20 protein-coding genes, 1 tRNA gene and 1 pseudogene are annotated in these 24934 nt (G+C 67.9%); 10 read left to right on the top strand and 12 right to left on the bottom strand.

Features of this window, described 5'->3' with window-relative positions:
• Positions 1 to 52: 52 nt before the first annotated feature.
• Complete coding sequence (locus QE363_RS09435) at positions 53 to 3304, bottom strand: TonB-dependent receptor (RefSeq protein ID WP_309694679.1); 3252 nt, start codon at positions 3302 to 3304, stop codon at positions 53 to 55.
• 387 nt (positions 3305 to 3691) lie between these two features.
• Here QE363_RS09435 and QE363_RS09430 point away from each other — a divergent pair, with 387 nt between their 5' ends.
• Positions 3692 to 4702: a LacI family DNA-binding transcriptional regulator gene (locus QE363_RS09430; RefSeq protein WP_309694677.1), complete on the top strand. Its 1011-nt coding sequence runs from the start codon at positions 3692 to 3694 to the stop codon at positions 4700 to 4702.
• Positions 4703 to 4871: 169 nt separating this feature from the next.
• Here the strand turns inward: QE363_RS09430 and QE363_RS09425 are convergent.
• The 4 genes and pseudogenes from QE363_RS09425 to QE363_RS19705 all read right to left on the bottom strand — a co-directional run.
• Positions 4872 to 4948 (bottom strand) — tRNA-Pro (locus QE363_RS09425).
• Positions 4949 to 5068: 120 nt separating this feature from the next.
• Positions 5069 to 5887, bottom strand: a complete 819-nt coding sequence (locus tag QE363_RS09420) for an ATP-binding protein (protein ID WP_307098071.1) — start codon at positions 5885 to 5887, stop codon at positions 5069 to 5071.
• Positions 5888 to 5935: 48 nt separating this feature from the next.
• Positions 5936 to 6955 (bottom strand): tetratricopeptide repeat protein, encoded by a 1020-nt coding sequence (locus QE363_RS09415; protein ID WP_309694675.1) that lies wholly within the window; start codon positions 6953 to 6955, stop codon positions 5936 to 5938.
• 76 nt (positions 6956 to 7031) lie between these two features.
• A pseudogene (locus tag QE363_RS19705) lies at positions 7032 to 7751 on the bottom strand (hypothetical protein); the annotation flags it as partial.
• On the opposite strand from QE363_RS19705, the gene QE363_RS09405 reads away from it, so the two are divergent.
• Entirely contained in the window at positions 7708 to 7899 is a 192-nt protein-coding gene (locus QE363_RS09405; RefSeq protein ID WP_309694671.1) for a hypothetical protein, read from the top strand. The pseudogene QE363_RS19705 and the gene QE363_RS09405 sit on opposite strands and share 44 nt — an antisense overlap.
• Positions 7900 to 7936: 37 nt before the next feature.
• Here the strand turns inward: QE363_RS09405 and QE363_RS09400 are convergent, their stop codons facing one another.
• A complete protein-coding gene (locus QE363_RS09400) occupies positions 7937 to 9325 on the bottom strand; it encodes a TIGR03013 family XrtA/PEP-CTERM system glycosyltransferase (protein WP_309694669.1) in 1389 nt (462 codons plus the stop codon).
• Positions 9326 to 9475: 150 nt separating this feature from the next.
• Between QE363_RS09400 and QE363_RS09395 the strand changes: the two genes are divergently transcribed.
• Complete coding sequence (locus QE363_RS09395; RefSeq protein WP_309694667.1) at positions 9476 to 10519, top strand: mannose-1-phosphate guanylyltransferase/mannose-6-phosphate isomerase; 1044 nt, start codon at positions 9476 to 9478, stop codon at positions 10517 to 10519.
• Positions 10520 to 10559: 40 nt separating this feature from the next.
• Here QE363_RS09395 and QE363_RS09390 read toward each other — a convergent pair whose 3' ends face one another.
• The 3 genes from QE363_RS09390 to QE363_RS09380 are packed head-to-tail and all read right to left on the bottom strand — an operon-like array spanning position 10560 to position 13418.
• Positions 10560 to 11564 (bottom strand): polysaccharide deacetylase family protein, encoded by a 1005-nt coding sequence (locus QE363_RS09390; RefSeq protein WP_309694665.1) that lies wholly within the window; start codon positions 11562 to 11564, stop codon positions 10560 to 10562.
• An 8-nt stretch (positions 11565 to 11572) separates the two neighbouring features.
• Positions 11573 to 11974: a hypothetical protein gene (locus QE363_RS09385; RefSeq protein WP_309694663.1), complete on the bottom strand. Its 402-nt coding sequence runs from the start codon at positions 11972 to 11974 to the stop codon at positions 11573 to 11575.
• Complete coding sequence (locus QE363_RS09380; RefSeq protein WP_309694660.1) at positions 11955 to 13418, bottom strand: histidine kinase dimerization/phospho-acceptor domain-containing protein; 1464 nt, start codon at positions 13416 to 13418, stop codon at positions 11955 to 11957. The genes QE363_RS09385 and QE363_RS09380 overlap by 20 nt, the downstream gene beginning before the upstream one ends.
• Before the next feature lie 191 nt (positions 13419 to 13609).
• Between QE363_RS09380 and QE363_RS09375 the strand changes: the two genes are divergently transcribed.
• Complete coding sequence (locus tag QE363_RS09375; protein ID WP_042487895.1) at positions 13610 to 14077, top strand: Lrp/AsnC family transcriptional regulator; 468 nt, start codon at positions 13610 to 13612, stop codon at positions 14075 to 14077.
• A gap of 653 nt (positions 14078 to 14730) precedes the next feature.
• Here the strand turns inward: QE363_RS09375 and QE363_RS09370 are convergent.
• Positions 14731 to 16023 (bottom strand): tol-pal system YbgF family protein, encoded by a 1293-nt coding sequence (locus tag QE363_RS09370; protein WP_307098064.1) that lies wholly within the window; start codon positions 16021 to 16023, stop codon positions 14731 to 14733.
• A gap of 169 nt (positions 16024 to 16192) precedes the next feature.
• Here QE363_RS09370 and QE363_RS09365 point away from each other — a divergent pair, with 169 nt between their 5' ends.
• The 5 genes from QE363_RS09365 (at position 16193) to QE363_RS09345 (ending at position 22419) form a co-directional block, all read left to right on the top strand.
• A complete protein-coding gene (locus QE363_RS09365) occupies positions 16193 to 16933 on the top strand; it encodes a peroxide stress protein YaaA (protein ID WP_309694650.1) in 741 nt (246 codons plus the stop codon).
• On the top strand, positions 16930 to 17628 hold the full coding sequence (locus QE363_RS09360; protein WP_309694648.1) for an SDR family NAD(P)-dependent oxidoreductase: 699 nt from the start codon (positions 16930 to 16932) through the stop codon (positions 17626 to 17628). The genes QE363_RS09365 and QE363_RS09360 overlap by 4 nt, the downstream gene beginning before the upstream one ends.
• Positions 17629 to 17950: 322 nt before the next feature.
• On the top strand, positions 17951 to 20701 hold the full coding sequence (gene gyrA / locus QE363_RS09355; protein ID WP_309694646.1) for a DNA gyrase subunit A: 2751 nt from the start codon (positions 17951 to 17953) through the stop codon (positions 20699 to 20701).
• The gene (locus QE363_RS09350; RefSeq protein ID WP_309694645.1) at positions 20698 to 21048 is read left to right on the top strand and encodes a DUF952 domain-containing protein; all 351 of its coding nucleotides are present in this window, start codon (positions 20698 to 20700) and stop codon (positions 21046 to 21048) included. The genes gyrA and QE363_RS09350 overlap by 4 nt, the downstream gene beginning before the upstream one ends.
• 87 nt (positions 21049 to 21135) lie before the next feature.
• Entirely contained in the window at positions 21136 to 22419 is a 1284-nt protein-coding gene (locus QE363_RS09345; protein WP_309694643.1) for a methyl-accepting chemotaxis protein, read from the top strand.
• Here QE363_RS09345 and QE363_RS09340 read toward each other — a convergent pair whose 3' ends face one another.
• A complete protein-coding gene (locus QE363_RS09340; RefSeq protein WP_309694641.1) occupies positions 22420 to 22854 on the bottom strand; it encodes a DUF488 domain-containing protein in 435 nt (144 codons plus the stop codon).
• 75 nt (positions 22855 to 22929) lie between these two features.
• Here QE363_RS09340 and trmFO point away from each other — a divergent pair, with 75 nt between their 5' ends.
• Complete coding sequence (gene trmFO, locus QE363_RS09335; protein ID WP_309694639.1) at positions 22930 to 24321, top strand: methylenetetrahydrofolate--tRNA-(uracil(54)-C(5))-methyltransferase (FADH(2)-oxidizing) TrmFO; 1392 nt, start codon at positions 22930 to 22932, stop codon at positions 24319 to 24321.
• On the opposite strand, the gene QE363_RS09330 is transcribed toward trmFO, so the two are convergent.
• Positions 24233 to 24721: a histidine kinase gene (locus QE363_RS09330; protein ID WP_309694637.1), complete on the bottom strand. Its 489-nt coding sequence runs from the start codon at positions 24719 to 24721 to the stop codon at positions 24233 to 24235. The genes trmFO and QE363_RS09330 overlap by 89 nt on opposite strands.
• Positions 24722 to 24934 lie beyond the last annotated feature (213 nt).

The following is a 24934-nucleotide window of genomic DNA, read 5'->3' as shown; positions in this document are numbered from 1 at the left end:
CCATGTACCCGGAAGACCGCGGAGGGGACAGCGGCCTTCCGGGTTTCCGAAATCAGAAGCGATACCGCGCGCCGACCAGATAGCGTGCCGAACCTTCGGCCAGATACCAGGTGTTCATGCGGTCGCGACCATAGGTCTGCACGCCTTCTTCGGTCAGGTTGATCGCCTCGAAGCCGAGCGCGAAGCGCGGCGTCAGGTCGAAGCTCATCGACAGGTCGAGCTGGCCATAGGGCGCGGTGAAGACCGGGTTGCGGTCGCCACCACGGTTGATGTCGCTCAGGAACTTGTCGCGCCAATTGTACGACAGGCGCATCGATATGCCGTTCTTGTCGTAGATCAGCGTGGCATTGGCGGTATCCGACAGGCCGACCAGCGCGAAGGTGTTCACGCTGGGGTCCGCCGCGATATCGATGCCGATATTGCCCCGGACGAGCGTATAGCTGGCCGCGATGCCGAAGCCGGTCTCACCCAGGAAATACTGACCCGCCAGCTCGACGCCATAGATATGCGCGTCGCGATTGTTGATCGGCGTGTTGACCGCGAAATTGAACAACGGGTCGCTGGCATTGGGGCTGATGTCGACCTGGCTCAGGATCGAATCGACGAAGCCCTGGTTCAGCGCGCGGCTCTGCGTGTTGTAATTGGCGGCGAACTGTGCGTTCGCCGCCGCCACATTGCCCGCATTCTGTTGCAGCAGGGCGGTATAGGTGAACAGGTTGACGTCGGTGATGTCGGCACCGAACGTGTTGGTCAGCTGCTCGCGCGCCGTGCCCGAGCGCGTGCCCGCCTGCCCCGAGGTCGCGTCGCGCAGCCCGAACAGGTTGCGGTTCACCACCGTGTTGCCGATGAAATTATGCACCCGCTTGTCGAAGAAGCCCGCCGACAGGAAGACGTCCTTGCGCGGATACCATTCGACCGACACGTCGATATTGTCCGACGACAGCGGCAGCAGGCCGGTATTGTTGGCCGACCCCGTCGCAATGCCGCCGATCGCGGTCGGCCGTCCCGGCGCGCCCACGCCCGTCGAGGCGAAGAGGTTGCCGTACGGCGCCCGCGAGATCGTCTTGCTGTAGGACGCGCGCGCGAACAGATTGTCCATCACCTCGATCTTGGCGTCCACGGCGGGCAGCCAGTTGTTGTACGATCCCCGCGCCGTGATCGCCTGGCGATCGGTGCTGTTCTGGAGCACGAAGTCATTGTCCGCGGTCCACACGATCGCCAGCGGCACCGGCTGCAACGACACCGCGTGCACCTTGGTATTCTCATAGCGCAGGCCGGCCACGATCTGGGCATTGCGGCCGAACACCTGCCCGTTCCAGCTGCCCTGGAGATAGCCGGACCAGATATTCTCGCGCACCGAATTGTCGCTGTTCGCGTCGATATTGTTGCGGTGGTCGACGCCGTCGTTCGTCACGCCGGAATAATAGTTGAACAGCGTGTTGTAGAGCTTGGTCGCATCCTGGGTGCGGAAAGCGATCTGGGTGTTCGGGTCGGCGTTCGGATTGTTATGCTCGAACTTGCAGGTATTGCAGAACTGGAAAACCTGCCCCGGTGCCAGCCGCGCAATGTCGGGCGGCAGCGAGTTGCCCCAGTCGCCCAGCACCTGGCGCGTGTTGAATTGGGTCTGGCGGGTCGTCGTGGTGCGGTAATCGACGCCTGCATCGAGCCGGATCTGATCGGTGAAGTCCCAGGCGGCATCGGCACGCAGCTCGCGGATCCGCTGCGTCTGGTTCGAGGCGAACTGGCGCTGCACCGCGCTCGCCAGATCGCCGACGTCCAGCACACCGTTATTATTGCCCTTGATGAAGGGCTGGCCGGTCGGGGTCGTGCTCTGGGTGCCGTCGTTGATCGCCAGCGTCTGCTGCGGGAAGCCGTTCTCGGTCCAGCGCAGCGTGTGGCCGGTCACGACCGGCGCGTTGATCGCGACGGTGGTCGAGGTCTGGCCGTTGGGATTGTCGGGCAGGCTCTGCGCCTCGCCGATATGCCCGTCGACCGACAAAGTGAAGCGATCGCTCGGCTTCCATTCGATGTTGCCGCCGACATCGTACAGGCGGTTCTTCTGCGCGCGGTACGCCTGTTCGAAGGCCGCGTCCTTCACGCCGTTGATCGTCTCGGCCAGGAACTGGGTGGTGGCGACGCCGTTGCTGGCGTCGTCGAACGTCACCTCGCTGAACGGGCGGTTGAACCAGTTGGACTGGCTCGAGCGGCGTTCAGACTGGCGCAGCTGGGCATAGAGACCATCGGCGGTGAAGGTCAGCGTGTCGGTCGGGCGGAATTGCAGGATCGCCTGGCCGTTGATCCGCTCGCGGCTGGCCTCCGAGAAGTGATAGCGGAAGTCGTTGGGCACCGATACCAGCGGGTTGCCCGTCGGGCGGTTGTTGATCTTGGTCGCGCCGTTGACGAAGCCATTGGCCGGGTTGAGGAAGTCGTTGAGCGAGCGGATATTCCAATTGTCCGGCGCGACGCTCGCAAAGCTGAAATTGCGCTTCTGGTAGCTGCCGAACAGCGACACGCCGACGCGCTTCTCGCTGTCGGACCAGCTGACCGTGCCCGACGCCTCGGGCGTGACGCGCGCGCCGCAGTCGATGCAGTCGGCCGAGCTGTTGTCATAGCTGCCCTTGACGCCCAGCGACCCGACCAGCCCGGTATCGGCATTGTCGAGCGGGCGGCGGCTGACCACGTTGACCGTCGCGCCGATGCCGCCCGAGGGGATCGCGGCGCGGCCCGTCTTGTAGACCTCCAGCGTCTTCACCCCTTCCGAGGCGAGGTTCGAGAAGTCGAACGAGCGGCCAAAGCCGCCCGCACCGTCGCCGCCCTGGTCGCCGCCGACCGCGACGATGTTGGACGTCGCCAGCTGGCGGCCGTTGAGCGTGACGAGATTATATTGCGCACCGAAGCCGCGCACCGTGACGGTCGAGCCTTCGCCGTTGCGCCGGTCGATCGACACGCCGGTGATACGCTGCAACGATTCCGCCAGGTTGGTATTGGCGAACTTGCCGATATCCTCCGCGCTGATCGCATCGACGACGCCGTTGGAGTCGCGCTTGATCGCGATCGACCGCTCCAGCGAGGCGCGGACGCCGGTGACGACGATGTCGCTCGAATTGGTTTCGGGCTGGGGATTGGTCGGGCTCGCCTCGCCCGGCGGCGGCGTCTGGCTGCCGGTATCGGCCTGGGGCGTGCCTTGTTGCGGATCGGCCGGTGCCGTCTGCGCCTGCCCCTGGGAGGCCAGCAGCAATCCCGCCGTCAGCCCCAGAACCGATGTCGAGCGCACGAGCACGCGCGCAAGCGTCTTCCCCTTCATGTCACCTCTCCCTTTGCGACCTTCACGGACCGCGTTTCACCGATCGCGTCGGCGTATTATTTTGCCATATCACGCTATACGGCATGACATCGGTGTCAACAAAATTGACCAGCGCCGGGATCGCCCGGTGAATCAACCGGATGACTGTGGTTCCGCCGCCACACCCCCCCCTTGCCCTTCGCGACGGGAGCAGCGCGTTTCGCACGGCGCGCCGTCGGCGTCCTGATACTTTCCGGCTTTCGCGACGACGATATCGATCGCCCGTCTCCTATCGAGACTGCCCCGGAGGCACGGCATGATTGCGGGCCGCATCCGATTGCATAAGATGACGCCATGTGGGCCGCTTGACCCGGCGTGCCGCTCCTTGTCTTCCGGCCGGATGTTTCGATGAAGGCGCTTACCATCAAGGACGTGGCCCGGCAGGCCGGCGTTTCCCCCAAGACCGTCTCGCGCGTCATCAACGGCGAAGCGCATGTCCGCCCGGCGGTGCGCGAGGCCGTTGCACGCGTCGTGGCGGAATTGAACTACAGGCCCAACACGTTCGCCCGCAGCCTGTCGAGCACCCGCTCCTTCCTCATCGGGCTGTTCTTCGACGACCCGGCGTGCAGCTATGCCAATGACGTCCTGCTCGGCGCGCTCGAGCGGGCGCGATCGCTCGGCCGCCATGTGGTTATCGAGACCGTCTCGCTCGACCGTTCCGACTGGCAGGCGAGGCTGGAGGACAGCCTGGTCGGGCTGAAACTGGGGGGTGCGATCCTCACCCCGCCCATCTGCGACTGCGCCGACCTGATCGCGATCTTCGAGCGGCATGCGGTGCCCGTGGTCCGCATCGCGCCGGGCAATGATGTCGACCGGACACCCTATGTCAGCATCGACGACCGCGCGGCGGCCCGCACCATGGCGGAGCATCTGATCGCGCTGGGCCACCGCGACATCGCTTTCATCAAGGGCAACCCGACCCATAGCGCGACCCATCGCCGCTGGCTTGGGTTTCGCGATGCCGTGGACGCCGCAGGCATGGCGCCCGACGACCGGCTGGTGGTCCAGGGCGACTTCACCTTCCGATCCGGCATCGTCGCGGCGGAGGCCCTGCTCCATGGTCCCCGCGCACCCGATGCGATCTTCGCGAGCAACGACGAGATGGCGCTGGGCGTGCTGGTGGCCGCGATGCGGGCGCAGATCGCCGTGCCGCAGAAATTGTCCATCGTCGGGTTCGATGACGCCCAGCTGGCCCGCATGGCCTGGCCACAGCTGACGACGATCCGGCAACCCAATAGCGACATGGCGGCAGCCGCCGTGAGCCTGCTGGCAGAGCGCAACGATGGCCCGGAGAACGCCAAATCCTCGATCGAGCTTCCCTATGAGCTGATCGTCAGGGCCAGTTCCTGCGGCTCTTGAGGACGGATGGAGAATGCCAACGCCGCAATGAACCTGGAGGGGTGAGCGGCGGAACGAGGATGCCCGCCATCATCGCGATGCAGGGCGCTATCGCACCAGCAAACGGTGCCCGCGCCGAGCAACGTCGGGTGTTCCCCGCAAGGGGTACGTCATGTTCGCGATGATGAAATGGTCGGGGAGAGAGGATTCGAACCTCCGGCCCCTGCCTCCCGAAGGCAGTGCTCTACCAGGCTGAGCTACTCCCCGACTAGAGAGTACGGATCGGTTTTCAGAGCCTTTCGGGAAGGCCGATCCGTGCTGGAGGCGCGCCAATAGCCAGCGGCTCGGATCGGTGCAAGAGGTTTTTTCACCGAAACGAAATTTCTCTTACAGGACCCGCTCCATCCGTCCCGCCAGATCGACGATATATTGCCAGGCCACCCGCCCCGAACGGCTGCCGCGCCGGGTCGCCCAGTGGACCGCCTCGGCCCCGTCGAACGGCAGGTCGTGGCGCTCGGTATAGGCGCGGACGATCGCCAGATAGCCGTCCTGGTCGAGCGCGTGGAAGCCCAGGCTCAGGCCGAAACGGTCGGCGAGCGCCAGTTGGTCGTCCACCACGTCGCGCGGATTGATCGCGCTGTCCTGCTCGCTCAGGTCGCGGGGCAGCAGGTGGCGGCGATTGGCGGTGACCAGCAAGCGGACATGCGCGGGCCGTGCCTCCGCCCCGCCGTCGAGCAGCGAGCGCAGCTTGCGCGCCTCGCCCGCCTCGTCGAAACCCAGATCGTCGATGAACAGCGCAAAGGCCCGGTCCACCCCTTCCAGCAGCGCGAACAGCGTGGGCAGGCTGTCAAGCGTATCGACCGACACCAGCGCCAGACGACCGGGCCGGGCCGCCTGTACCGCCGCGACGCTGGCCTTCACCAGCGCCGACTTGCCCGTGCCCCGCGCGCCCCAGAGCAGCACGTCCTGCGCCGCATGCCCCTCGGCCAGCCGGGTCAGATTGGTGAGCAGCGCCTCGCGCTGACGGTCCAGCCCCTGCAACAGGTCCAGCGGCAGCGGCGCGAAGCCGCGCACCGGCCGAAGCACGCCGTCACGCCACAGATAGGCGGGATGCGCCAGCGGATCGGCGGAGGCGGTGGGCGCGGGGGCCAGGCGTTCGAGCGCGGCGGCGATGCGCTCCAGCACGGAAACGGGAAGGTCGGTCATGCCCGCGCTTCTACGGCGCGGACACCCCGCTGCAAAGACCGGCGGGCGTCAGAGCGCGGCGCGATGCCCCGCAATGACCGGATTGCCGGGAGCGAGCGCCAGCGCCTTGTCGAACAGCTGACGCGCGCCCTCCGCCTCGCCCGCCGCCGCCAGCGCCACGCCATAGGCATCCGCCGCCGCCGCGTTCATCGGCGCCAACCCATAGGCCACGGCGCCGTAACGCCGCGCGACCAGCCCGTCCCCCGCCCCGGCATAGGCCAGCGCCAGATCGTGAAGCAGCGCGACGTCGTCCGGCCCCAGCTGCATCCGCAATCCTTCGAGCGTTTCGATCGCGGCATCCCATTCCCCGGCGGCCAGCTGCCACCGTCCGAGCAGACGGCGCGCGGGCACGCTCTGCGGGTTTTGCGAGAGATACAGGCCGAGCGCGACGGCGGCATCCCTGGCCCGCCCGGCTCGCCCATAGCCGTCGACCAGCCGCAGCATCGTCGGCTCGTCGAAGGTCAGATCAGCGGCACGGGCATAGGGGCCCAGCGCCTCCGCCGGGCGGCCGATGGTCGCCAGCACATCGCCATAGGCCAGCAGCGCGGCCGGGGCCCCCGGCGTAGCGCGGACCAGCGCCTGCGCTTTGGCAAGCGCGCCTGCCCGGTCCCCCTGGCTGGCCAGCGCGCGAATGACCCCCAGCGCATAGGTCGGGTCGGTCGGCGAGGTTTCCGCCGCGATGGTCAGGTCGCCCAGCGGGCGGTCGGGACGAAAGATGGCCGCTTCGCCGACATGCGCCTGCGCGATCCGGTCGACCAGGCCCGCCCCCTCGCCCGCCGGGGCCGCGAACGCCGCGAGACGCAGCGCATAACCATCGGCATCCGCCCGGCTCAGGATCGGGCGAAGCGTCGCCAGCGCGGCGGGTCGATCCCCCGTCGCGATCTGCGCCGCCGCCAGCAGGCGACGGGCGGCGACGTTCATCGGCTGCATCGCGACCAGCCGCCCCCACACCCGCACCGCCCGCTGCGGCCGCCCCTGGGCATAGGCCAGCAAACCGTTGAGCAGCACGACGGCGGGACGATAGGACAAGGCGCCCGCGCGTCTGCTCCAGCACGCCCTCCGCCAAGGCGAAACGCCCGGCCCGCGCGGCGATCACCGCCTGGAGGTAGAATGCCTCGGGGCTGCCCGGCTCGGACACCAGCGCCCTGCGGGTCGCCGCCAGCGCGTCGCTCGAACGGCCGCTATCGCCCAGCGTCGCGGCATAACGGATCAGCGCCGGATGATAATAGGCATCGCGCCGTAACGCCGCCTCGAACCAGGGCAGGCTCGCCGCCAGACCATAGCGCGCGCGCACCACCTCGGCCTGCAGGGTCAGCGCCGCCGGATCGGCGGGAGCCAGCGCGGCGGCGCGCGTCGCGGCCTCGCTCGCGCCCAGCATGTCGCCCGCGCCGAACCGGCTGCGACCCAGATCGGTCCAGCTTCGCGCATCGTTCGGAAAGCGCGCCAAGACGGCCTGCAACATCCGGCGAAGCGTCGCGCCACCGGCGCGGGCGGCACGAACCTGCGCGGCGGCGCGCATCATCGCGGCGTCCTGCTGCGCGGGCATGCGATCGACCGCCTCTTGCGCGCCTGCCAGATTGCCCAGCGACCAGCGCGCCTCCGCCCGCGCAGCCAGCGTCTCGACCTCGGGCACGCCGTCGGCCAGCGCGCGGTCCAGCGCCGCCTCCGCCGTCACCCCCTGCCCCAGCAACAGGCTGGTCCGGGCGAGCATCATCTGCGCCGGCCCCGAGCGCGGCGCGGCGGCGGCGGCCTGAAGCGCCTGGTCGTGCGCGGCGTGATAATTGCCCGCTTCCAGCGCGACGCTCGCCTTGCGTAGCGCCAGCACGGCGTCGACCGGCGGCCTGGCCGTGAACAGCTGGACCAGCAGCGCCCCCACCGCCAGCGCGATCGCCGCCAACACGCCGATCAGCCGGACGCGAAGCGGCAGCCGCCCCCGACGCCAGAACCGCCGCTTGCGCCGCAGCATCGGATAGGGGCTGGCCGCCGGGGCCCCCGGCCCGGCCGCGTCGCTCACCGCGCGCCCGACGGCCACAGGATGACCCGCAGCGTCTGGAGCAGGATCAGCGCGTCGAGGAAGGGCGAATAATTCTTGGCGTAGTACAAGTCATATTCCAGCTTGTGCCGCGCATCGTCGATCGAGGCGCCATAGGGATAGTTGAGCTGCGCCCATCCGGTGATCCCCGGCTTTACCATATGCCGTTCGGCGTAAAAGGGAATTTGCTGTTCCAGCTGTTCCACGAATTGCGGGCGTTCGGGGCGCGGGCCGACAAAGCTCATCTCGCCCTTCAGCACCGACCATATCTGCGGCAGTTCGTCGATCCGGACCTTGCGGATAAAGCGGCCGACACGGGTGATGCGCGGATCGTCCTTTTCCGCCCAGACCGCCTGCCCGGCCAGCTCGGCATCCTGCCGCATCGAGCGCAGCTTGGGGATATCGAACGCCTGGTTGAACAGGCCGACACGGCGCTGGCGATAGAAGACGGGGCCCTTCGACTCCAGCCGGATGGCGATAGCGGTGATCGCGATGATCGGCACCGCAGCGACCAGCAGCGCCAGGCTGACCGTGACGTCGAACGCCCGCTTGAGGATCACGGAGCGCACGCGCCCCGACGAGAAGCCGTCGGAGAAGATCAGCCAGCTATGGCTGACCGACGCCAGGTCGATCCGTCCGGTCTCGCGCTCCAGAAAGCTCGACAGCTCGAACACCTGCACGCCCGCCGTCCGGACACGCAACAGGTCCTGATAGGGCAAGGCGCGGCGGCGTTCCTCCAGCGCCAGCACGACCTCGACCACCTCGCGACCGACGACGAACGCCTGAAGATTGGGAATATCCTCGCGGTGAATGGCCTGTGGCAACACCCTTTCGGCATCGGACATGGCGATCACCCCGACGACCAGGAAATTGGCGCCCGGCCGCTTGGCCAGCTCGACGATCTGGGCGGCGCGGGGCCCCGCCCCCATCACGATCACCCGCCGCTTGAACCGGTCCCCGCCCAGCAGCCGCCCCAGCGCGCCACGCATGACGACCAGCAGAAGGATCGCGAACATCATCGCGAACAACAGGCTCGATCGCCAATAGGAGACTGCTGGAAAGAAGAAGAAGATCAGCGACAGGAAGATGACGCCCAGCGATACCGCGACCATCAACCGCGCCGCCGCGAAGCGCAGCGACAGGAAGGACGCGGTCGAATAGGCCCCCACCGCCAGCAGCGCGACCTGAAGCGGCGCGGCAAAGCTCAATATCTGCGGCCAGCGGTCGATCGCCGCACCAACCGGATAGCCGATCTGCCAGGCCCGCAACCGCCACCCCAGCTCGGAGGCGAGCAGCAGCAGCGTGAAATCGACCAACCCGAGCAGCAGAACCGCATGGGGGACATAGTGTTTGAACACACGGATCATCGACCGGACGCTACTCGTCACCCCCCTGAACGCACGACTGTCCCAATTTTTACACGGAATGACAAACGAAGCGTGAAGATATGCGTTATCGGCGCGTTATAGGCGAAACCGTCATCCGATCGGCGATGGCGGATCAACGAAGGGGCATTCATGCACAATCCGATCGTTCCGGTCATCCTGTCCGGCGGCTCCGGCACGCGACTGTGGCCCATGTCCAAGCCGGAAATGCCCAAGCAGCTGCTCGCGCTGACCTCGGACGAAACCATGTTGCAGCTGACCGCGCAGCGGACCAGCTCGAAGGACTTCGCGGCACCGATCATCGTCGCGGGCCAACGGCATGCCGATCTGGTCGAGAACCAGCTGGTCGCGGCGGGCACCCCGGCCCAGGCGCTGATCCTCGAGCCGGTGGCGCGCAACACCGCGCCCGCCATCGCACTCGCCGCCCTCGCCGCCAAGCCCGAGGATGTGCTGCTGGTCATGCCGTCCGACCATGTCATCGCCGATCTGGATGCGTTCCACGCCGCGATCCGCGCCGCGCTGCCCATGGTGTCGCAGGGCTGGCTCGCGACCTTCGGCATCTCGCCCGACAAGCCCGAGACCGGCTATGGCTGGATCCAGGTCGGCCGCGAGATCGCGCCGGGGGTCAACCAGGTCGCACGCTTCGTCGAGAAGCCCCGCCTGGAACGTGCCGAAGCGATGCTGGCGCGCGGCGACTATGCGTGGAACGGCGGCATCTTCCTGTTCCGCGCCGACCGCTATCTGGAGGAACTGGGCCAGCACGCCCCCGAAATGCTCGTCGCCGCCGAAAAGGCGATGCGTGGCGCCACGCATGAGGGCAAGCGCATTTGCCCCAACGAGGCCGACTTCGCCGCCTGCCCGTCCGATTCGATCGACTATGCGGTCATGGAGCGCGCCGATCGCGTCGCGGTGGTGCCGGTCGCGATGGGCTGGAACGATGTCGGCAGCTGGGACGCGCTGCACGCGATCAGCGAGCTGGACGGGTTCGGCAATGCGCATCGCGGCGAAGTGCTGGCGATCGATACCAAGAACTGCCTGATCCGCACTGACCGGGTGCGCGTCGCGGCGGTCGATGTCGAGAATCTGATCGTCGTGGCGAGCGGCGACGACATCCTGATCCTGCCGCGCGGTCGCAGCCAGGACGTCAAGAAGCTGATCGAGGCGATGAAGCGCTGATCCCCGACCGGCGGGCGGCCGTCCTGGTCGCCCGCCGGTGTCAGCCGGGGCGCCGGTCGAGCGCCGCGAGGATATCCGCGACCGTGGTGGGCAGGACGCCCCGCTCGGCCAGCCGGTCGAACACCGCATCCCACCATCGGTCGAACTGCGTCCGGTCGCGTGCATCGCGGACATAGGGGGTATGCCCCGGCTCCAGCGTCGGGGAATGAAAGGAAAGGACCAGCAGGCGGATACCGTCCTGCAAGGACCGGTCGATCCCCGCCAGCGCATCGGCGATACCCACCCCTTCGGGCGTCAACGGTATCCGGTTGAGCAACCCCGCCCGTGCCAGCACTCCGCGACCATATGGGACCTGTCCCGCGCACCGATAGAGGCGCGGTCCGCATCGCCGCAAGCGCCCGTCGAACACGCTGGTCAGCGGCAACTCGATCATCCGGTCACGGCGAAAGCCATGCGCCACGATGCCGCCGAAATCCATACCCCCTTCGTCGCCATAATCGTGCAGCGCGCGCATCGAGCTGTCGATCCGATAGCCCCGCTCCGCCAACAGGCCCAGCGAGGACGGCCCCAGCCCATAGCGCCCCGACCGGAAGATGCGCGGCCCCGTGCCGAAACCCTGCGCCAGCGCCTCGGTCAGCGTATCGAGCTTGGCCGCCTCCAGCGCGAGGGGCAGGTTGCCCGCATGGCTGGTGAAGGGGTCGACCACCTCCCGGTAGGGCGGGGTGACCCAGGCATGGAGCTGCGCCCCGATTTCCGACCGCCCGTCATTCAAACACTCGGACAGGATCGCGACCGACGCCGGATCGACCGCGACCGGATAGTCGACCATGCAGGTCAACCCGACGCCCGCCGCGGCAAAGCGCCGATGTGCCGCCGGGAAGGCCCGCATCGCCGTCGTCGCACGGTGCCGCCGGTCGAGCGGCGCGGACCAGTCGAATTCTTCCTCGACATCGACAGTAACGAGGAAGCGGGTGCCGAAATCGGCGGGCCAGTCGATCCGTTCCTCCGCACTCGGCGGGTCGGGGCGCCAGGGCCGGGTCGGCATGGTCGGCTTCAGCGGCGCGACGCCTGTCCCGCGCGCTGCTCCCCACCGAGCGGCAGCGCCAACACGACCCGATGGAGCCCGATGGTCAGGCCACCGCCCATCTCCGCGCCCAGCTTGTCGATCAGCCGCAGCGAAAAACCGGTGCCGAGCAGCGGCGCGCCGTCACGCTGATCCTCGTCGCCCGCTTCGCTGAGCAGCGCGCCCTCGGTCTCGACGGTCAGGGCCAGCGGCCGGTCGACGCGCAGCACCGCCATGCCCTGATCGATCGCCAGCCCGGCGGCCAGCCGCTCGCCGACCACGCAATTGGACAGCAGGACCGAGAACAGCCGGGTGATCAGCCGCTCGCTCGCGCGGTCGTCCGCCAGGGCGGTGATCGCCTGCTCGGGCGCCTCAAACCCGGATTTCCGCACGGCGCAGCTCGGCCAGCGGGTGGAGTTCGGTCAGGATGCGCCGGATCAGCGGCTCGAGCGGGACGACGGTCGGCCGCAGTTCCAGCACCCGTCCCTCGATCCGCGCCGCCGTGTCGAGATCCTCGACCGAGGCGAGCAGGTCCGCCGCCATCGACCGGATGGCCGATGCCCGGTCGCGATAGACCGGCGCGACGGGGCCGAGCAGTTCGCTTTCGATCAGCTCGGCAAAGCCCGCCACCGCATTGGCGGGGGTGCGGAGTTCATGGACCAATTGGCGCAGCGAATCGGACGAGGCCTTGTCCGACGCCGTGTCGGCGCCGACCGCATTGGCGATCTCGTCGCGCCGGGGCCGCCGCCCGCTGCCGCGATAGCCCAGAAACTGGCCGGTCAGCGGGTCGAAATAGGGCATGGCCGAAACCCGCCACGATCCCGCCGCTTCCGATGCGCCGCCAATCTCCAGCCGGGCGTCGCGGAAGGGCGAGCGGCGACGAAACGCCCCCATCGCCACACCGTCGAACTGCGCCAGCCCCTGCATCACGGTCTCGGCGATGCTGACGCCGACCAGCGGCCCGCGCGCGACGCCATCGACGCCCAGGATCAGTCCGCGCGTGTCGGTCTCGAAATCGAAATGCGCCGGGCCCGCATGGCTCGGGGTCGCCCCCGCCACTTCTTCGCGGCGCTGGTTGAACGCGTCGATCCGGGCGACCAGATCGGCGATCTCATAGCGTGGGGGCGCGGAAGCGGGCTCGGCATGGCGCATCGCCTCGGCCATGAAGGGCAGGGTCCGGGCCACCTGCCCCAGCGCGACGAACGGCGTGGCGGGCTGGGTCGGTACGGGATCGAGCAGGATGGATAGCGGCGGCTGTTCGGCGACCGGCGGCTCCTGCGGCGGCAATGGCGCGGCGGCGGGCGGCGGCGGGGGCGTGTCGCGGGCGATCGGCCAGCTTTGCGGCTGGGATGGGGTCGGCGCCACGGTGACGGGCTCGGGTTCGGACTCGGCCACCGCCTCCGCGCCGAAGTGCGGCAGGACGAAATCGACCGCGCCGAAGCTCTCCAGTCCCCGCTGCACCGTTTCCGACAGATCGCGGCGATGACGGAGGATCGATCGGGTGCCGGGCGTCAGCCGGGGCAGGATCGCCAGCCAGTCCGCATCCGCCAGGGTCACCGAGCGCAGGACCGGCCCCGCGACGGGCAGATCGTCCTGGGCGAAGAAGGCGACCAGCGCGACCGGTGCCGGGCCCTGACGCAGCATGCGGGCGCTGGCGGCGCGAACGGGCTCGGGCACGATATCGCGCAACGCCGCCAGTCGCGCCAGCATCGGCGGATCCGCAGGAACCCGCCCGCGACTCATCAGGTCGACAAGCTGCCGCCAGGCAGTCTGCGCGCCGAATGGCGTCGCAGTGTCGGCCGAAAGAATCGTCGCCAGACTGTCGTCGAACCGCACAGAGCTCCCTTTACGCTTGGGCCATGGCCCCCGAGGACCCTGACGTAACGTCTTTATCCTTCCAACTGGTAACCTGCAAATATCACGCGACATGCCGTTGCAAAGTGAGACAATTGCGGTAGTGCGTAATTTTCTTATATCCAGCCGCAAACGAACATAGGGAATCGGCTTTTTATGTGGAGTATCGTGTAATGGCGCTCGATCGTATCGATCGGCAGATCCTGGCGCTGTTGCAGGCCGATGGCCGTATGACCAATGTCGAACTCGCCGAACGCGTCGGTTTGACCGCCCCGCCCTGCCTGCGTCGCGTCCGCGCGCTCGAGGAAGCGGGGGCGATCCGGGGCTATCACGCCGATCTGGACGCCGCGCGTCTGGGCTTTCCGATCACCGTCTTCGCGATGGTGTCGCTGCGCAGCCAGGCCGAGCATGACCTGGCCGCGTTCGAGGCGCATGTCGCCGGTATCCCCGAAGTGCGCGAATGCCACATGCTGAACGGCGAGATCGACTTCATCCTGAAGATCGTGGCGTCGGACCTCAAGAGCTTTCAGGAAATCCTGACCGGGCATCTGACACCCGCGCCCAACGTCGCCAGCGTCAAGACCTCGCTGACCATTCGCACCGCCAAGCAGGTGTCGGGGATTCCGATCGAAGCGGACTGATCCACGGATTTTCGGCAAGACAGGAAACCGGCCTTCCGCGAGGGGGGCCGGTTTTTTCTTGGGCCTCGATCTGCCGGGGCAATTCCATTTCCGGGGGATCGCGTGGCCTTCGACTTCGCTCAGGCTGAACGGAGGGCGGGACATGGGCGGTGCCTGGGCCTACTGATCCGACAGGCGTTCACGCCGAGCGAGGTCGAAGCGCACGCCCTGCGGCCCCCCTCTAGGCGAGCGCACTCCCGTGGCCTTCGACTGTGCTCAGGCCGAACGGAGGGCGGGGCGCGGGCGGTGCCTGGGCCTACTGACCCGACAGCCGTTCGCGCTGAGCGAAGTCGAAGCGCACGCCCTGCGGTTTCCTTCCAGGCGAGCGCAATCCCGTGGCCTTCGACTGCGCTCAGGCCGAACGGAGGGCGGGGCGCAGGCGGTGCTTCGGGCTTCTGACCAGACAGCCGTTCGCGCTGAGCGAAGTCGAAGCGCACGCCTTGCGGCCTCCCTCTAGGCGAGCTCAATCCCGTGGCCTTCGACTTCGCTCAGGCTGAACGGCGGGTGGGAGGGAGTTTCGCGCCCCTCCCCCCGGAACGAAAAAGGCCCCGGCTTTCGCCGAGGCCTTTCCGCGGGACAGGACCACGCCGACCGGATCGGCGCGGACGTTGACCTTATGCCTGGGTCGAGAGCCAGGCCTTCCAGAAGCCTGCCAGATCGGCGCGCGGGGCACCCTTCACCGCGTCGAAGGCGGCGGTGGCACCGGCCTTGTCGCCCTGCGCGGCGAGCGCGATGCCCAGGCGGGTGTTCACCTCGCCCGCATCGACACCGCCCTTTTGCAGCGCGGTGCGGTACAGCTCGGCCGCCTTGGCGTAATTGCCCTGGCCGTAATAGGCCTCGGCGGTCAGCGCGGCGAGCTTGCCGTCGCCGGCCGACTTGGCGCGCGCCTCGGTCGGGGCGAGCGAGCCTTCCTGGCGGCTCTTGGCGGCGGCGGCGGTCAGCATCGCCTTGGCGGTGGCGTTACCGGCCGGGATCTTGCCGGTCGCCATGCCTTCCTTCAGGACCGCTTCCGCCTCGGCGGGCAGGCCCTTGTCGGTCGCATATTGCGCATATTCCATATAGTCGTTCTGGTCGGCCAGCGACTTGGAGGCGCGCATCAGGCGGAACAGGTCCAGCTTCTGGTTCTTGTCCAGCGTCGCCAGCGAACCCGGCTGCAGGCCATAGATGACCAGCGCGTTGCGCCAGTTCTGCGGCGTCGGATAGGCGACGATCCACTTGCGCATCCAGGTCAGCGTCTCGGGGACCATCTTGCTCTTGTTGGCGCGACCGATGGCGTACTTGTAATAATCCTCCGGCGCCTTCTGGCCCGAGGCGTTCATCTGGTCGATGGTGGTGGCCAGCGCGGCGTTCGCGCCCGCGACGTCGCCCGTCTCCATCTTCGCCTTGACGATCAGCAGCGGCAGGTTGGGGTCGTTGTAACCCAGCTGCTGCGCCTGTTCGAAATATTTCAGCGCGATCGGATACTGCTTGCCGTTATAGGCCAGCGCGCCGCGACGATAGACATAGCGCGGCTTGTCCGTCACCGGGGTCGAGGGGCTGGCGATCAGCACGTCGAGCGGCTTGGCGAGCGGGGCCTCGTCGATCGGCGCGTTCGGGTTCGCCTGCTGCGCAGCGAACAGCTTGCCCGATTCGAGCTCGTAGCGCATCGCGGCCGCGATATACTTGTCGTCCTCGGTCTTGGCCGCGGCCTCGACCGCCGACACCAGCGGATCGGCGGCGGCATAATTCTTCTGCTGCAGCACCGGCTGTGCCGCCTGCGCCGCCTTCAGTGCCTCGGGGCTGAGCTTCAGGCCACCGGCTTCCTGCTCCTTGCCCTTCTTCTGCGCGACGGCCGGCGCGGTCAGCGCAACGCCACCTACGCCCGTCGCAAGCACCGCCGCCAGCGCGAGTTTCGGAATGATTTTCATGCGAATTCTCTCCAAGAATAGAGCCTGTCAGGTCCGGAACCGTCGATGGCGCGCTTGTAGGGACAGGTCTCGTCCCGTTCAAGCAAAGCGATGATGCGTGCCACCCTATCCGTCAGCCGCTGAACGCGGATTGAACGCGAACGCTCCGCCCGCTAGCGCGTGCGCCATCATGATTGCCGTCATTTCCCCCGCCAAGACGCTCGATTACAAGAGCCCCCTCCCCGATCTCGCCCCCACCCGCCCGCATTTCGCGGTCGAGGCGGACGCGCTGGCCGCCGCCGCCGCGGGCCTCGGCGAAGAGAAGCTGTCCGCGCTGATGCGCATCTCGCCCGCGCTCGCCAAGCTGAATGCCGAGCGGTTCCGCGACTTCGCCGACGCGCCCGAGCGGCCCGCGATGTTCGCCTTTGCGGGCGACGTCTATACCGGGCTGGAGGCCAAGACGCTGGACGAGCCCGCGATCCTGTTCGCGCAAGATCATCTGCGGATGCTGTCGGGGCTTTACGGACTGCTCCGCCCGCTGGACGCGATGCGTCCCTATCGGCTGGAAATGGGCACGCGTTGGGCGCCGCGCGGGGACAAACTGACCGACTGGTGGGGCGACCGGATCGCTACACGCCTGGCCGAGGAGGTCGAGGCGGAGGGAACCGGCACCATCCTGAACCTGGCCAGCCAGGAATATTGGCATGCCGTCGACGGCAAGCTGCCCGCCTCCATCCGCGTGATCGGCGTCGATTTCCGCGAGGGCGACCGCTTCGTCAGCTTCCACGCCAAGAAGGCGCGCGGCGCCATGGCGCGCTGGATGGTCGAGCATGCCATCACCGACACCGACGCGATGCGCGGTTTCGATAGCGACGGCTATGCGTTCGATGCCGAGGCGAGCACGCCGACCCTATGGAGATTCGTGCGATGAGCGAGTGGAAACGGGCGATCGTCATCGGCGCCTCGGGCGGGATCGGCGGAGCCCTTGCCGACGCGCTGGAGGAAGAGGGGATCGCGGTCGCCCGCTTCGCCCGCTCGATGACCGGCGACGCGCATATCGACCTGGAGGACGACGCCAGCATCGCCGCCGCTGCCGCGCGGATCGCCAGCGGCCCTGCCCCCGATCTGGTGATCGTCGCCACCGGCTTGCTGCATGACGGCGAACAGGGGCCCGAAAAGGCGATCGACCAGCTGTCGCCCGCATGGCTGGCGCGCAATTTCGCGGTCAACGCGATCGGCCCGGCGCTGGTCGCCAAGCATCTGCTGCCGCTGATGCCGCGCACCGGCAAGACGATCTTCGCGGCGCTGTCGGCGCGGGTCGGATCGATCTCCGACAATCGCATGGGCGGCTGGTACGGCTATCGCGCATCCAAGGCGGCGCTGAACCAGTTCATCCGCACGCTGGCGATCGAGCACAAGCGGCGCAACGACCGTTCGATCGTCGTCGCCCTGCACCCCGGCACCGTCGATACCGCGCTGTCCAAGCCGTTCCAGGGCAATGTCCGCCCCGGCGGCCTGTTCGCCGCCGACCGCGCCGCCGTGCAACTGCTCGACGTCCTCGACGGATTGCGTGCGCCTGACAGCGGCAAGTTGTTCGACTGGGAGGGCAAGGAGGTCCAGCCCTGACCCGTCAAACCCTTGTTACGACAACGTCATGACAGAATAGTAACATTTGCGACATGTCGCCGAAATCGCCGGGGCGGCATAAGACCCTGGCTGGTCGCCGTTTACTCCCGTCGGCGACCAGCGCCTCGAAAAGTCCCGCGATCCTGCTGCCGAGGGGGGGGGGAGCATAGGCGCCGGGCCCATCCCCGCCGACCCGCTCCGCGCCCGCCGTTGCTCCCGAACGGCCCCTCGCGAATGGGGTCGCGCGGGGGTGGTCAGGCGGCTCACGCTCGGCTAGTACCCTTGGTTCCCATCTGACCATCAAGCCGGAAAGCAACAGACTTTGGCCGACGAGACGACCCTCGCGGAACCTTCCGATATTTCGACGATCTCCATCGTCGACGAGATGAAGTCGAGCTATCTCGACTATGCGATGAGTGTGATCGTGGCGCGTGCGCTGCCCGATGTGCGCGACGGCCTGAAGCCCGTCCATCGCCGTATCCTCTATTCGGCCGCCGAGAGCGGCTTCGTCGCGGGCAAGCCGTACCGCAAGTCGGCGCGCATCGTCGGCGACGTCATGGGTAAGTACCACCCGCACGGCGACAGCGCGATCTATGACGCGCTGGCCCGCATGGCGCAGGACTGGTCGATGCGCGTGCCGCTGATCGACGGTCAGGGCAACTTCGGCTCGATGGACCCCGATCCGCCCGCCGCGATGCGTTACACCGAAGCGCGTCTGGCCAAGGTCGCCAACTCGCTGCTCGACGATCTCGACAAGGACACGGTCGACTTCCAGCCCAACTATGACGGCTCGGAGCGCGAACCCTCGGTCCTGCCCGCCCAGTACCCGAACCTGCTGGTCAACGGTGCGGGCGGTATCGCGGTCGGCATGGCGACCAACATCCCGCCGCACAATCTGGGCGAGGTGGTCAATGCCTGTCTCGCGTACATGGAAAACGGCGCGATCACGGTCGAGGAACTCAACGAGATCGTCCCCGCCCCCGACTTCCCCACCGGTGCGCTGATCCTGGGCCGTTCGGGCGCGCGGTCGGCCTATCAGACCGGGCGCGGTTCGATCATCGTGCGCTCGCGCCACGAAATCGAGGAAATGCGCGGCGATCGTCGGGCCATCGTGCTCACCGAAATCCCCTATCAGCAGGGCAAGAACGCGCTCGTTGAAAAGATCGCCGAAGCCGCCAAGGAAAAGCGGATCGAGGGGATCAGCGACATTCGTGACGAATCGAACCGCGAAGGCGTTCGCATCGTCATCGACCTGAAGCGCGACGCGACCCCCGAGGTCGTGCTCAACCAGCTGTGGCGGCACACCCCTGCCCAGACCAGCTTCCCGGCGAACATGCTCGCCATTCGCGGCGGGCGGCCCGAGCTGCTGAACCTGCGCGACATCATCCAGGCCTTCGTCCAGTTCCGCGAGCAGGTCATCACCCGCCGCTCCAAGTTCGAGCTGGCCAAGGCGCGCGAGCGGGCGCACATCTTGCTGGGCCTCGTCATCGCGGTGACGAACCTGGACGAAGTGGTGCGGATTATTCGCGGTTCGGCCTCGCCGGTCGCCGCGCGCGAGGCGCTGCTTGCCCGCGAATGGCCGATCGCCGAGATCGCGCCCTATATTCGCCTGGTCGAAGCGGTCGAGAGCGAGGGCTTTGGCGACACCTATCGCCTGTCCGAGACCCAGGTCCGCGCGATCCTCGACCTGCGCCTGCATCGCCTGACCGCGCTCGGCCGTGACGAGATCGGCGACGAGCTGAAGGGTCTGGCGGACTCGATCACCGAGCTGCTCGAAATCCTCGCCAACCGCGTGAAGCTGTACGAGGTCATGCGCGGCGAGTTGGTGGCGATCCGCGACCAGTTCGCCACCCCGCGCCGCTCGGAAATCGCCGCCGCCGCCGATGGCATCGACGACGAGGACCTGATCGAACGCGAGGACATGGTCGTCACCGTGACCATGCAGGGCTATATCAAGCGCACCCCGCTCGATGCCTTCCGCGCGCAGAACCGGGGCGGCAAGGGCCGCTCGGGCATGGCGACCAAGGACGAGGACGTCGTCACCGAGCTGTTCGTGACCAGCACCCATACGCCGGTCCTGTTTTTCTCGAACCATGGCAAGGTCTATCGCTACAAGGTGTGGCGCCTGCCGGAGGGTGGACCCGCCACGCGCGGGCGGCCGATGGTCAACCTGCTGCCGCTGGCACCGGGCGAGACGATCTCGACCGTGCTGCCGCTGCCCGAGGACGAGGCGGAGTGGGGCAAGCTCCACGTCATGTTCGCCACCGCCAAGGGCGCGGTGCGCCGCAACTCGATGGACGCGTTCACCAACGTCCCCTCGAACGGCAAGATCGCGATGCGCTTCGACGACGAGAGCGAGGACCGGCTGATCGGCGTCGCGCTGCTCGGCGCCCAGGACGACGTGCTGCTCGCCACCCGCTGCGGCCGGGCGATCCGCTTCGCCGCCGACGATGTGCGCGAGTTCCAGAGCCGCACCTCGACCGGCGTGCGCGGCATCGCGCTGAAGGGCGAGGACGAGGTCATCTCGCTCTCGGTCCTGCACCGCGTCGGCACCACCCAGGAGGAGCGCGAGGCTTATCTCCGCTTCGCCCCCTGGAAGGGCGAGAAGGAAGGCGAGCCCGAGCTGTCGGTGGAGCGGTACGAAGAGCTGCGCAACTCCGAGCAGTTCATCCTGACCGTCTGCGCGAACGGCTATGGCAAGCTGTCCTCGGCCTATGAGTATCGCCGCACGGGCCGTGGTGGCCAGGGCATCACGAACATCGACAATATCGCCCGCAACGGCGATGTCGTCGCCAGCTTCCCCGCATCCAAGGGGCATCAGCTGATGCTCGTGACCGACCAGGCCAAGCTGATCCGCATGTCGCTGGCGTCGCTTCGCGTCATCGGGCGCGGCTCGGCGGGGCTGCGGCTCTTCAACGTGGCGGCGGGCGAGCATGTCGTCTCGGCCGCGCGCATCGAGGAGACCGAGGAGGATGCCGAGATGAACCTGGCCGACGGCACGTCCGACATCGCGCCCGAGCCCGATGCGGTCGTCGGCGAGAACCTCGCCGCCGGTCCCGAGGATGGCGAATGAGCCAGCCCGCCACCGCCTATAAGGTGCTGACCGCCGATCAGATGGCGGTGCTGGAACAGGAGGGCGCCTTTGCGGGCGCCCCGGTGGATCTGGCCGATGGCTATATCCATCTGTCCACCGCCGCCCAACTGACCGAGACGGTCGACAAGCATTTCGCCGGCCAGACCGACCTGCACATCGCGGCGGTCGATCTGGCGGCGATGGGCGGGGCGGTGAAGTGGGAAGAGAGCCGGGGCGGCCAGCTCTTCCCGCATCTCTACGCCGCGCTGCCGCTGACGGCAGTGATTGCCTATGGTCCGATGAAACGCGATACGGACGGGACGGTCCGCCTGCCCGTTTCGGGGTGATCGCAAGGAAATTGATGGCGTTGCGTCACGAAAACGTCATCAATTCCTAACACGGCGTTTACGGTTGATGACCTAGGGACGGAGGCGATGAAGCCGCCCGTCTTCTCCTCCGGGGTCGCTGTGCCCCAAGCCCCGGTGATCGACGCCGATGCGTCGTTGACGGCGGCGATCGGCCTGTTCCGGCAGCATCCCGACATGCGGCTGCTGCCGGTGCTGGACGCCGAGCGCCGCCCGGTCGGCGCGATCCGCGAGCGGGACGTGAAGGGGCTGCTCTACAATCCCTTCGGCCATGCGCTGCTGCAAAATCCCGATTTCGGCGCGACGCTGGATGGTTATGTCCGCGCCCATCCCTGTTGCGAGGTCGGGGCGAGCATCGCCGAGAAACTGGCGCTCCACGCCGATTGGGGCGCCCCCGACGCGCTGATCCTGACGAAGAAGGGCGTTTTCGAGGGCACGCTGGATGCCGCCACGATCGCGCGGCAGGCGGCCGATGCGCAGATCGCGCTGGCGCAGGAGCGAATGGCGCGCGCGCGTCGGATCGACGGCGCGGCGCATGACTTCCTGGCCGATATCGCCATCCTGTCGGACACGCTGGCCCGCGCCACCGGGGATATGGGCCGCGTGGCGGGCGATCTGGCGCGCTATGCGGGCGAAACCCAGACGGGCGCGACCTGCATGACCGAGGCGGTCGAGCAAAGCCGTTCGGCGCTGGGCGACACCGCGGCGCGCGGACGGGGCCTGGCCGATGCCTTCGCCTCGATCACCCGCGACATGGACAAGGCGCGCGATATCCGCCGCACGGTCGGCGACCGGATCGCCGCCACCGGCCTCCGCGCCGATGCCCTGGCCGACAGCGCCACCGCGATCGACGCGCTGCTCGCGCTGATCGAGGCGGTATCGGCCCGCACCAACCTGCTCGCGCTGAACGCCGCGATCGAGGCCGCGCGCGCGGGCGAGGCCGGGCGCGGCTTCGCGGTCGTCGCGCATGAGGTCAAGGCGCTCGCCAGCCAGACCCGCGAAGCCGCGCAGAACGCCGCGCGCAACATCGCCGAGGTCAAGACCAACCTCCACGCGCTCGTCGCCGAACAGGGCCAGCTTTGCGAGGCGGTCGGGGCGATCGGCGCCATCTCGCAGGCGATCGACCTGGCGGTGGCGGCGCAGGGCGTCGCGACCACCGCGATCGCGGGCAATGTCGAACAGTCGGTGACGGCCGCGCACCAGATCGGGCGACAGGTCGCGCAGATCCAGCAGGATGCGACCCGGATCGATCAGGAAGCGGGCGCGCTCCACGGGCTGGCGCAGGCTTTGGGCCAAACCATCGGCGCGCTGCGCGACCGCACGGCCAGCTTCGTGGACCTGGTCGCGGTCTGATCAGACATAGAGGTCGACCACCGTCATCCCCTGCCCCACCGCCTCCAGCAACAGGGTGCGATGGCAATGGCAGGGATCGCGTTCGTAGCAGAGCAAGGCGGACGGCATCTCGCCTGCCAGATCGAGCATCCGCGCCGCCGCCGCCTGCGCCTCGGGCAGCGCCAGCTGATCGTCATAGACGTCGCGCAACGTGCCCACATCGCCCTTCTTGGCCGCATCCCGCCCGCGCTTCGGCGTGCCCAGATCCTTGAGGTGGACATAGTCGATCCCGACCTCGCCCAAGGCGGCGGCCAGCGGCGACTTGGAAAAGCCCGGCCGCCGCGACAGGGGCAGCGCGCGGACGTCGATCAGCCGCGCGACCCCCGCCTGTTTCAGCGTCGCGAGGAACCCGTCGACGGTCGCGCCCGCATAGCCGATGGTGAAGATGGTCGTCATGGTCCATGAGGTGGCGGTGGTGTCGCATCGGCGCAAGTGCTTCCACCCCGGCGCTTCCGGGTCTAAGGCGACGCGATGACCTATGACATTCATGTGATCGGCGGCGGGCTGGCGGGCTCGGAAGCCGCGTGGCAGCTTGCGGAAGCGGGGCTGAAGGTGCGCCTGTCCGAAATGCGCGGCGGCGCGGACACCACGCCCGCCCATCATGGCGGCGACCTGGCCGAGCTGGTCTGTTCCAACTCCTTCCGCTCGGACGATGCGACCTCCAATGCGGTCGGCCTGCTCCATCAGGAGATGCGCGCGCTCGGCTCGATCATCATGGCCAAGGGCGACGTCCATGCCGTGCCCGCCGGTTCGGCGCTGGCGGTGGACCGCGACGGCTTTTCGGGCGGCGTGACGGCGGCACTTGAGGCGCATCCTAACATCACCATCGTTCGCGAGCGGATCGACACGCTGCCGGAGGGGCCCGCGATTATCGCCACCGGCCCGCTGACCGCGCCGTCGCTGGCGGGCGGCATCGGCGAGGCGACCGGCGCGGAGGCGCTGGCCTTCTTCGACGCCATCGCGCCGATCGTCCACCGCGAGTCGATCGACATGGACGTTGCCTGGTTCCAGAGCCGCTGGAACAAGGGCACGGGCAAGGATTACATCAACTGCCCGATGGACAAGGACCAGTATCTGGCCTTCCATCAGGCGCTGCTCGACGGCGAGAAAACCGAATTCCGCGAGTGGGAGAAGAACACGCCCTATTTCGACGGCTGCATGCCGGTCGAGGTCATGGCCGAGCGCGGGGTCGACACGCTGCGCTTCGGGCCGATGAAGGGCGTCGGGCTGGACGATCCGCGCACCGGACGCTGGCCCTATGCCGTCGTCCAGCTGCGCCAGGACAATGCGGCGGGCACGCTGTGGAACATCGTCGGCTTCCAGACCAAGCTGAAATATGCCGAGCAGATCCGCATCTTCCGCACCATTCCAGGGCTGGAAAAGGCCGAGTTCGCGCGGCTGGGCGGGCTTCACCGCAACACCTTCATCCGCTCGCCCGAGCTGCTCGACGCGACGCTGCGGCTGAAGTCGCGGCCGAACCTGCGCTTCGCGGGCCAGATCACGGGGTGCGAGGGCTATATCGAGAGCGCGGCGATCGGCCTGCTCGCCGGGCGTTTCGCGGCGGCCGAGCTGACCGGCAAGACCATCGCCCCGCCGCCGGTCGAGACGGCGCTGGGCGCGCTGCTCGGCCATATCACCGGGCTGGCCGAGGCCGAGACCTATCAGCCGATGAACGTCAATTTCGGCCTGTTCCCGCCCATCCCCGGCCGGACCAAGAAGGCCGATCGCAAGAAGATGTACACCGACCGCGCGCGCGAGGCGCTGCCTGGCTGGCTCAGCTCTCTTCCGCCGGGGCCGCCTCCGGTGCCTCAACCGGTGCCGTTCGCGTCGGAGGACAGTTCGCCCGAGCCGGTCGACGCTTGACGGCGGTGGTGGCGAACTCGGCCGCGTTCATCGCGCCCGACTTGTCGCGGTCGGCGGTGGCGAATTTGGTCGTGGCCTTGATCGCCCATTCGTCGAAGCTCAGCTTGCCATCGCCGTCGCGGTCCAGCTTGGCGTAAGCCTTGCGCCGCGCGGCGAGATATTCCTCGCGCGTGATCGCGCCGTTTCGGTCCTTGTCGTAGCGGTCGAAGCGTTTCTGCTCGCGGGTTCTTGCCGAGGCTTCGGGAAGCGGCGCATCGTCCTCGGCAGTTTGTCGGGGCGAGGCAGTCGCGGCGCTCGCGGCGGGGAGTGGCGATGGTGTGTCAGGTCGGCTGCCCCACAGGAACAGCCCCGCCCCCACCAGCACCAGCGTGCCCAACCCTCCGGCCAGATAGCGCCACATCGGTCCCGTCTCCCCCCCGTCAGACGGGGTTATGGTTAACCGGGGTCATGCGCGGGCGGCAAGGTGATTCCATTGGCCTTCGACTTCGCTCAGGCTGAACGGAATTTAGGAGCCGCTTCCAATACTGGGCGTACCCCGGCGAAGGCCGGGGTCCAGTTGCACTGCTCCATCGACGGCCCAGGACCTTTGCCTCCCTCGCCGATCCGTGGCGCT

Source organism: Sphingomonas sp. SORGH_AS_0870 (genome assembly GCF_031453175.1).
In the GTDB taxonomy this organism is placed as follows: domain Bacteria; phylum Pseudomonadota; class Alphaproteobacteria; order Sphingomonadales; family Sphingomonadaceae; genus Sphingomonas.
This window is presented reverse-complemented; position numbering and strand designations above follow the sequence as displayed.

What these genes read in the sequence shown, in the direction of transcription:
- QE363_RS09435 (WP_309694679.1), bottom strand. Translation starts at nt 3,304, where the DNA reads ATGAAGGGGAAGACGCTTGCGCGCGTGCTCGTGCGCTCGACATCGGTT.
- QE363_RS09430 (WP_309694677.1), top strand. Translation starts at nt 3,692, where the DNA reads ATGAAGGCGCTTACCATCAAGGACGTGGCCCGGCAGGCCGGCGTTTCC.
- QE363_RS09420 (WP_307098071.1), bottom strand. Translation starts at nt 5,887, where the DNA reads ATGACCGACCTTCCCGTTTCCGTGCTGGAGCGCATCGCCGCCGCGCTC.
- QE363_RS09400 (WP_309694669.1), bottom strand. Translation starts at nt 9,325, where the DNA reads ATGATCCGTGTGTTCAAACACTATGTCCCCCATGCGGTTCTGCTGCTC.
- QE363_RS09395 (WP_309694667.1), top strand. Translation starts at nt 9,476, where the DNA reads ATGCACAATCCGATCGTTCCGGTCATCCTGTCCGGCGGCTCCGGCACG.
- QE363_RS09390 (WP_309694665.1), bottom strand. Translation starts at nt 11,564, where the DNA reads ATGCCGACCCGGCCCTGGCGCCCCGACCCGCCGAGTGCGGAGGAACGG.
- QE363_RS09375 (WP_042487895.1), top strand. Translation starts at nt 13,610, where the DNA reads ATGGCGCTCGATCGTATCGATCGGCAGATCCTGGCGCTGTTGCAGGCC.
- QE363_RS09370 (WP_307098064.1), bottom strand. Translation starts at nt 16,023, where the DNA reads ATGAAAATCATTCCGAAACTCGCGCTGGCGGCGGTGCTTGCGACGGGC.
- QE363_RS09365 (WP_309694650.1), top strand. Translation starts at nt 16,193, where the DNA reads ATGATTGCCGTCATTTCCCCCGCCAAGACGCTCGATTACAAGAGCCCC.
- QE363_RS09360 (WP_309694648.1), top strand. Translation starts at nt 16,930, where the DNA reads ATGAGCGAGTGGAAACGGGCGATCGTCATCGGCGCCTCGGGCGGGATC.
- QE363_RS09350 (WP_309694645.1), top strand. Translation starts at nt 20,698, where the DNA reads ATGAGCCAGCCCGCCACCGCCTATAAGGTGCTGACCGCCGATCAGATG.
- QE363_RS09345 (WP_309694643.1), top strand. Translation starts at nt 21,136, where the DNA reads ATGAAGCCGCCCGTCTTCTCCTCCGGGGTCGCTGTGCCCCAAGCCCCG.
- QE363_RS09340 (WP_309694641.1), bottom strand. Translation starts at nt 22,854, where the DNA reads ATGACGACCATCTTCACCATCGGCTATGCGGGCGCGACCGTCGACGGG.
- trmFO (WP_309694639.1), top strand. Translation starts at nt 22,930, where the DNA reads ATGACCTATGACATTCATGTGATCGGCGGCGGGCTGGCGGGCTCGGAA.
- QE363_RS09330 (WP_309694637.1), bottom strand. Translation starts at nt 24,721, where the DNA reads ATGTGGCGCTATCTGGCCGGAGGGTTGGGCACGCTGGTGCTGGTGGGG.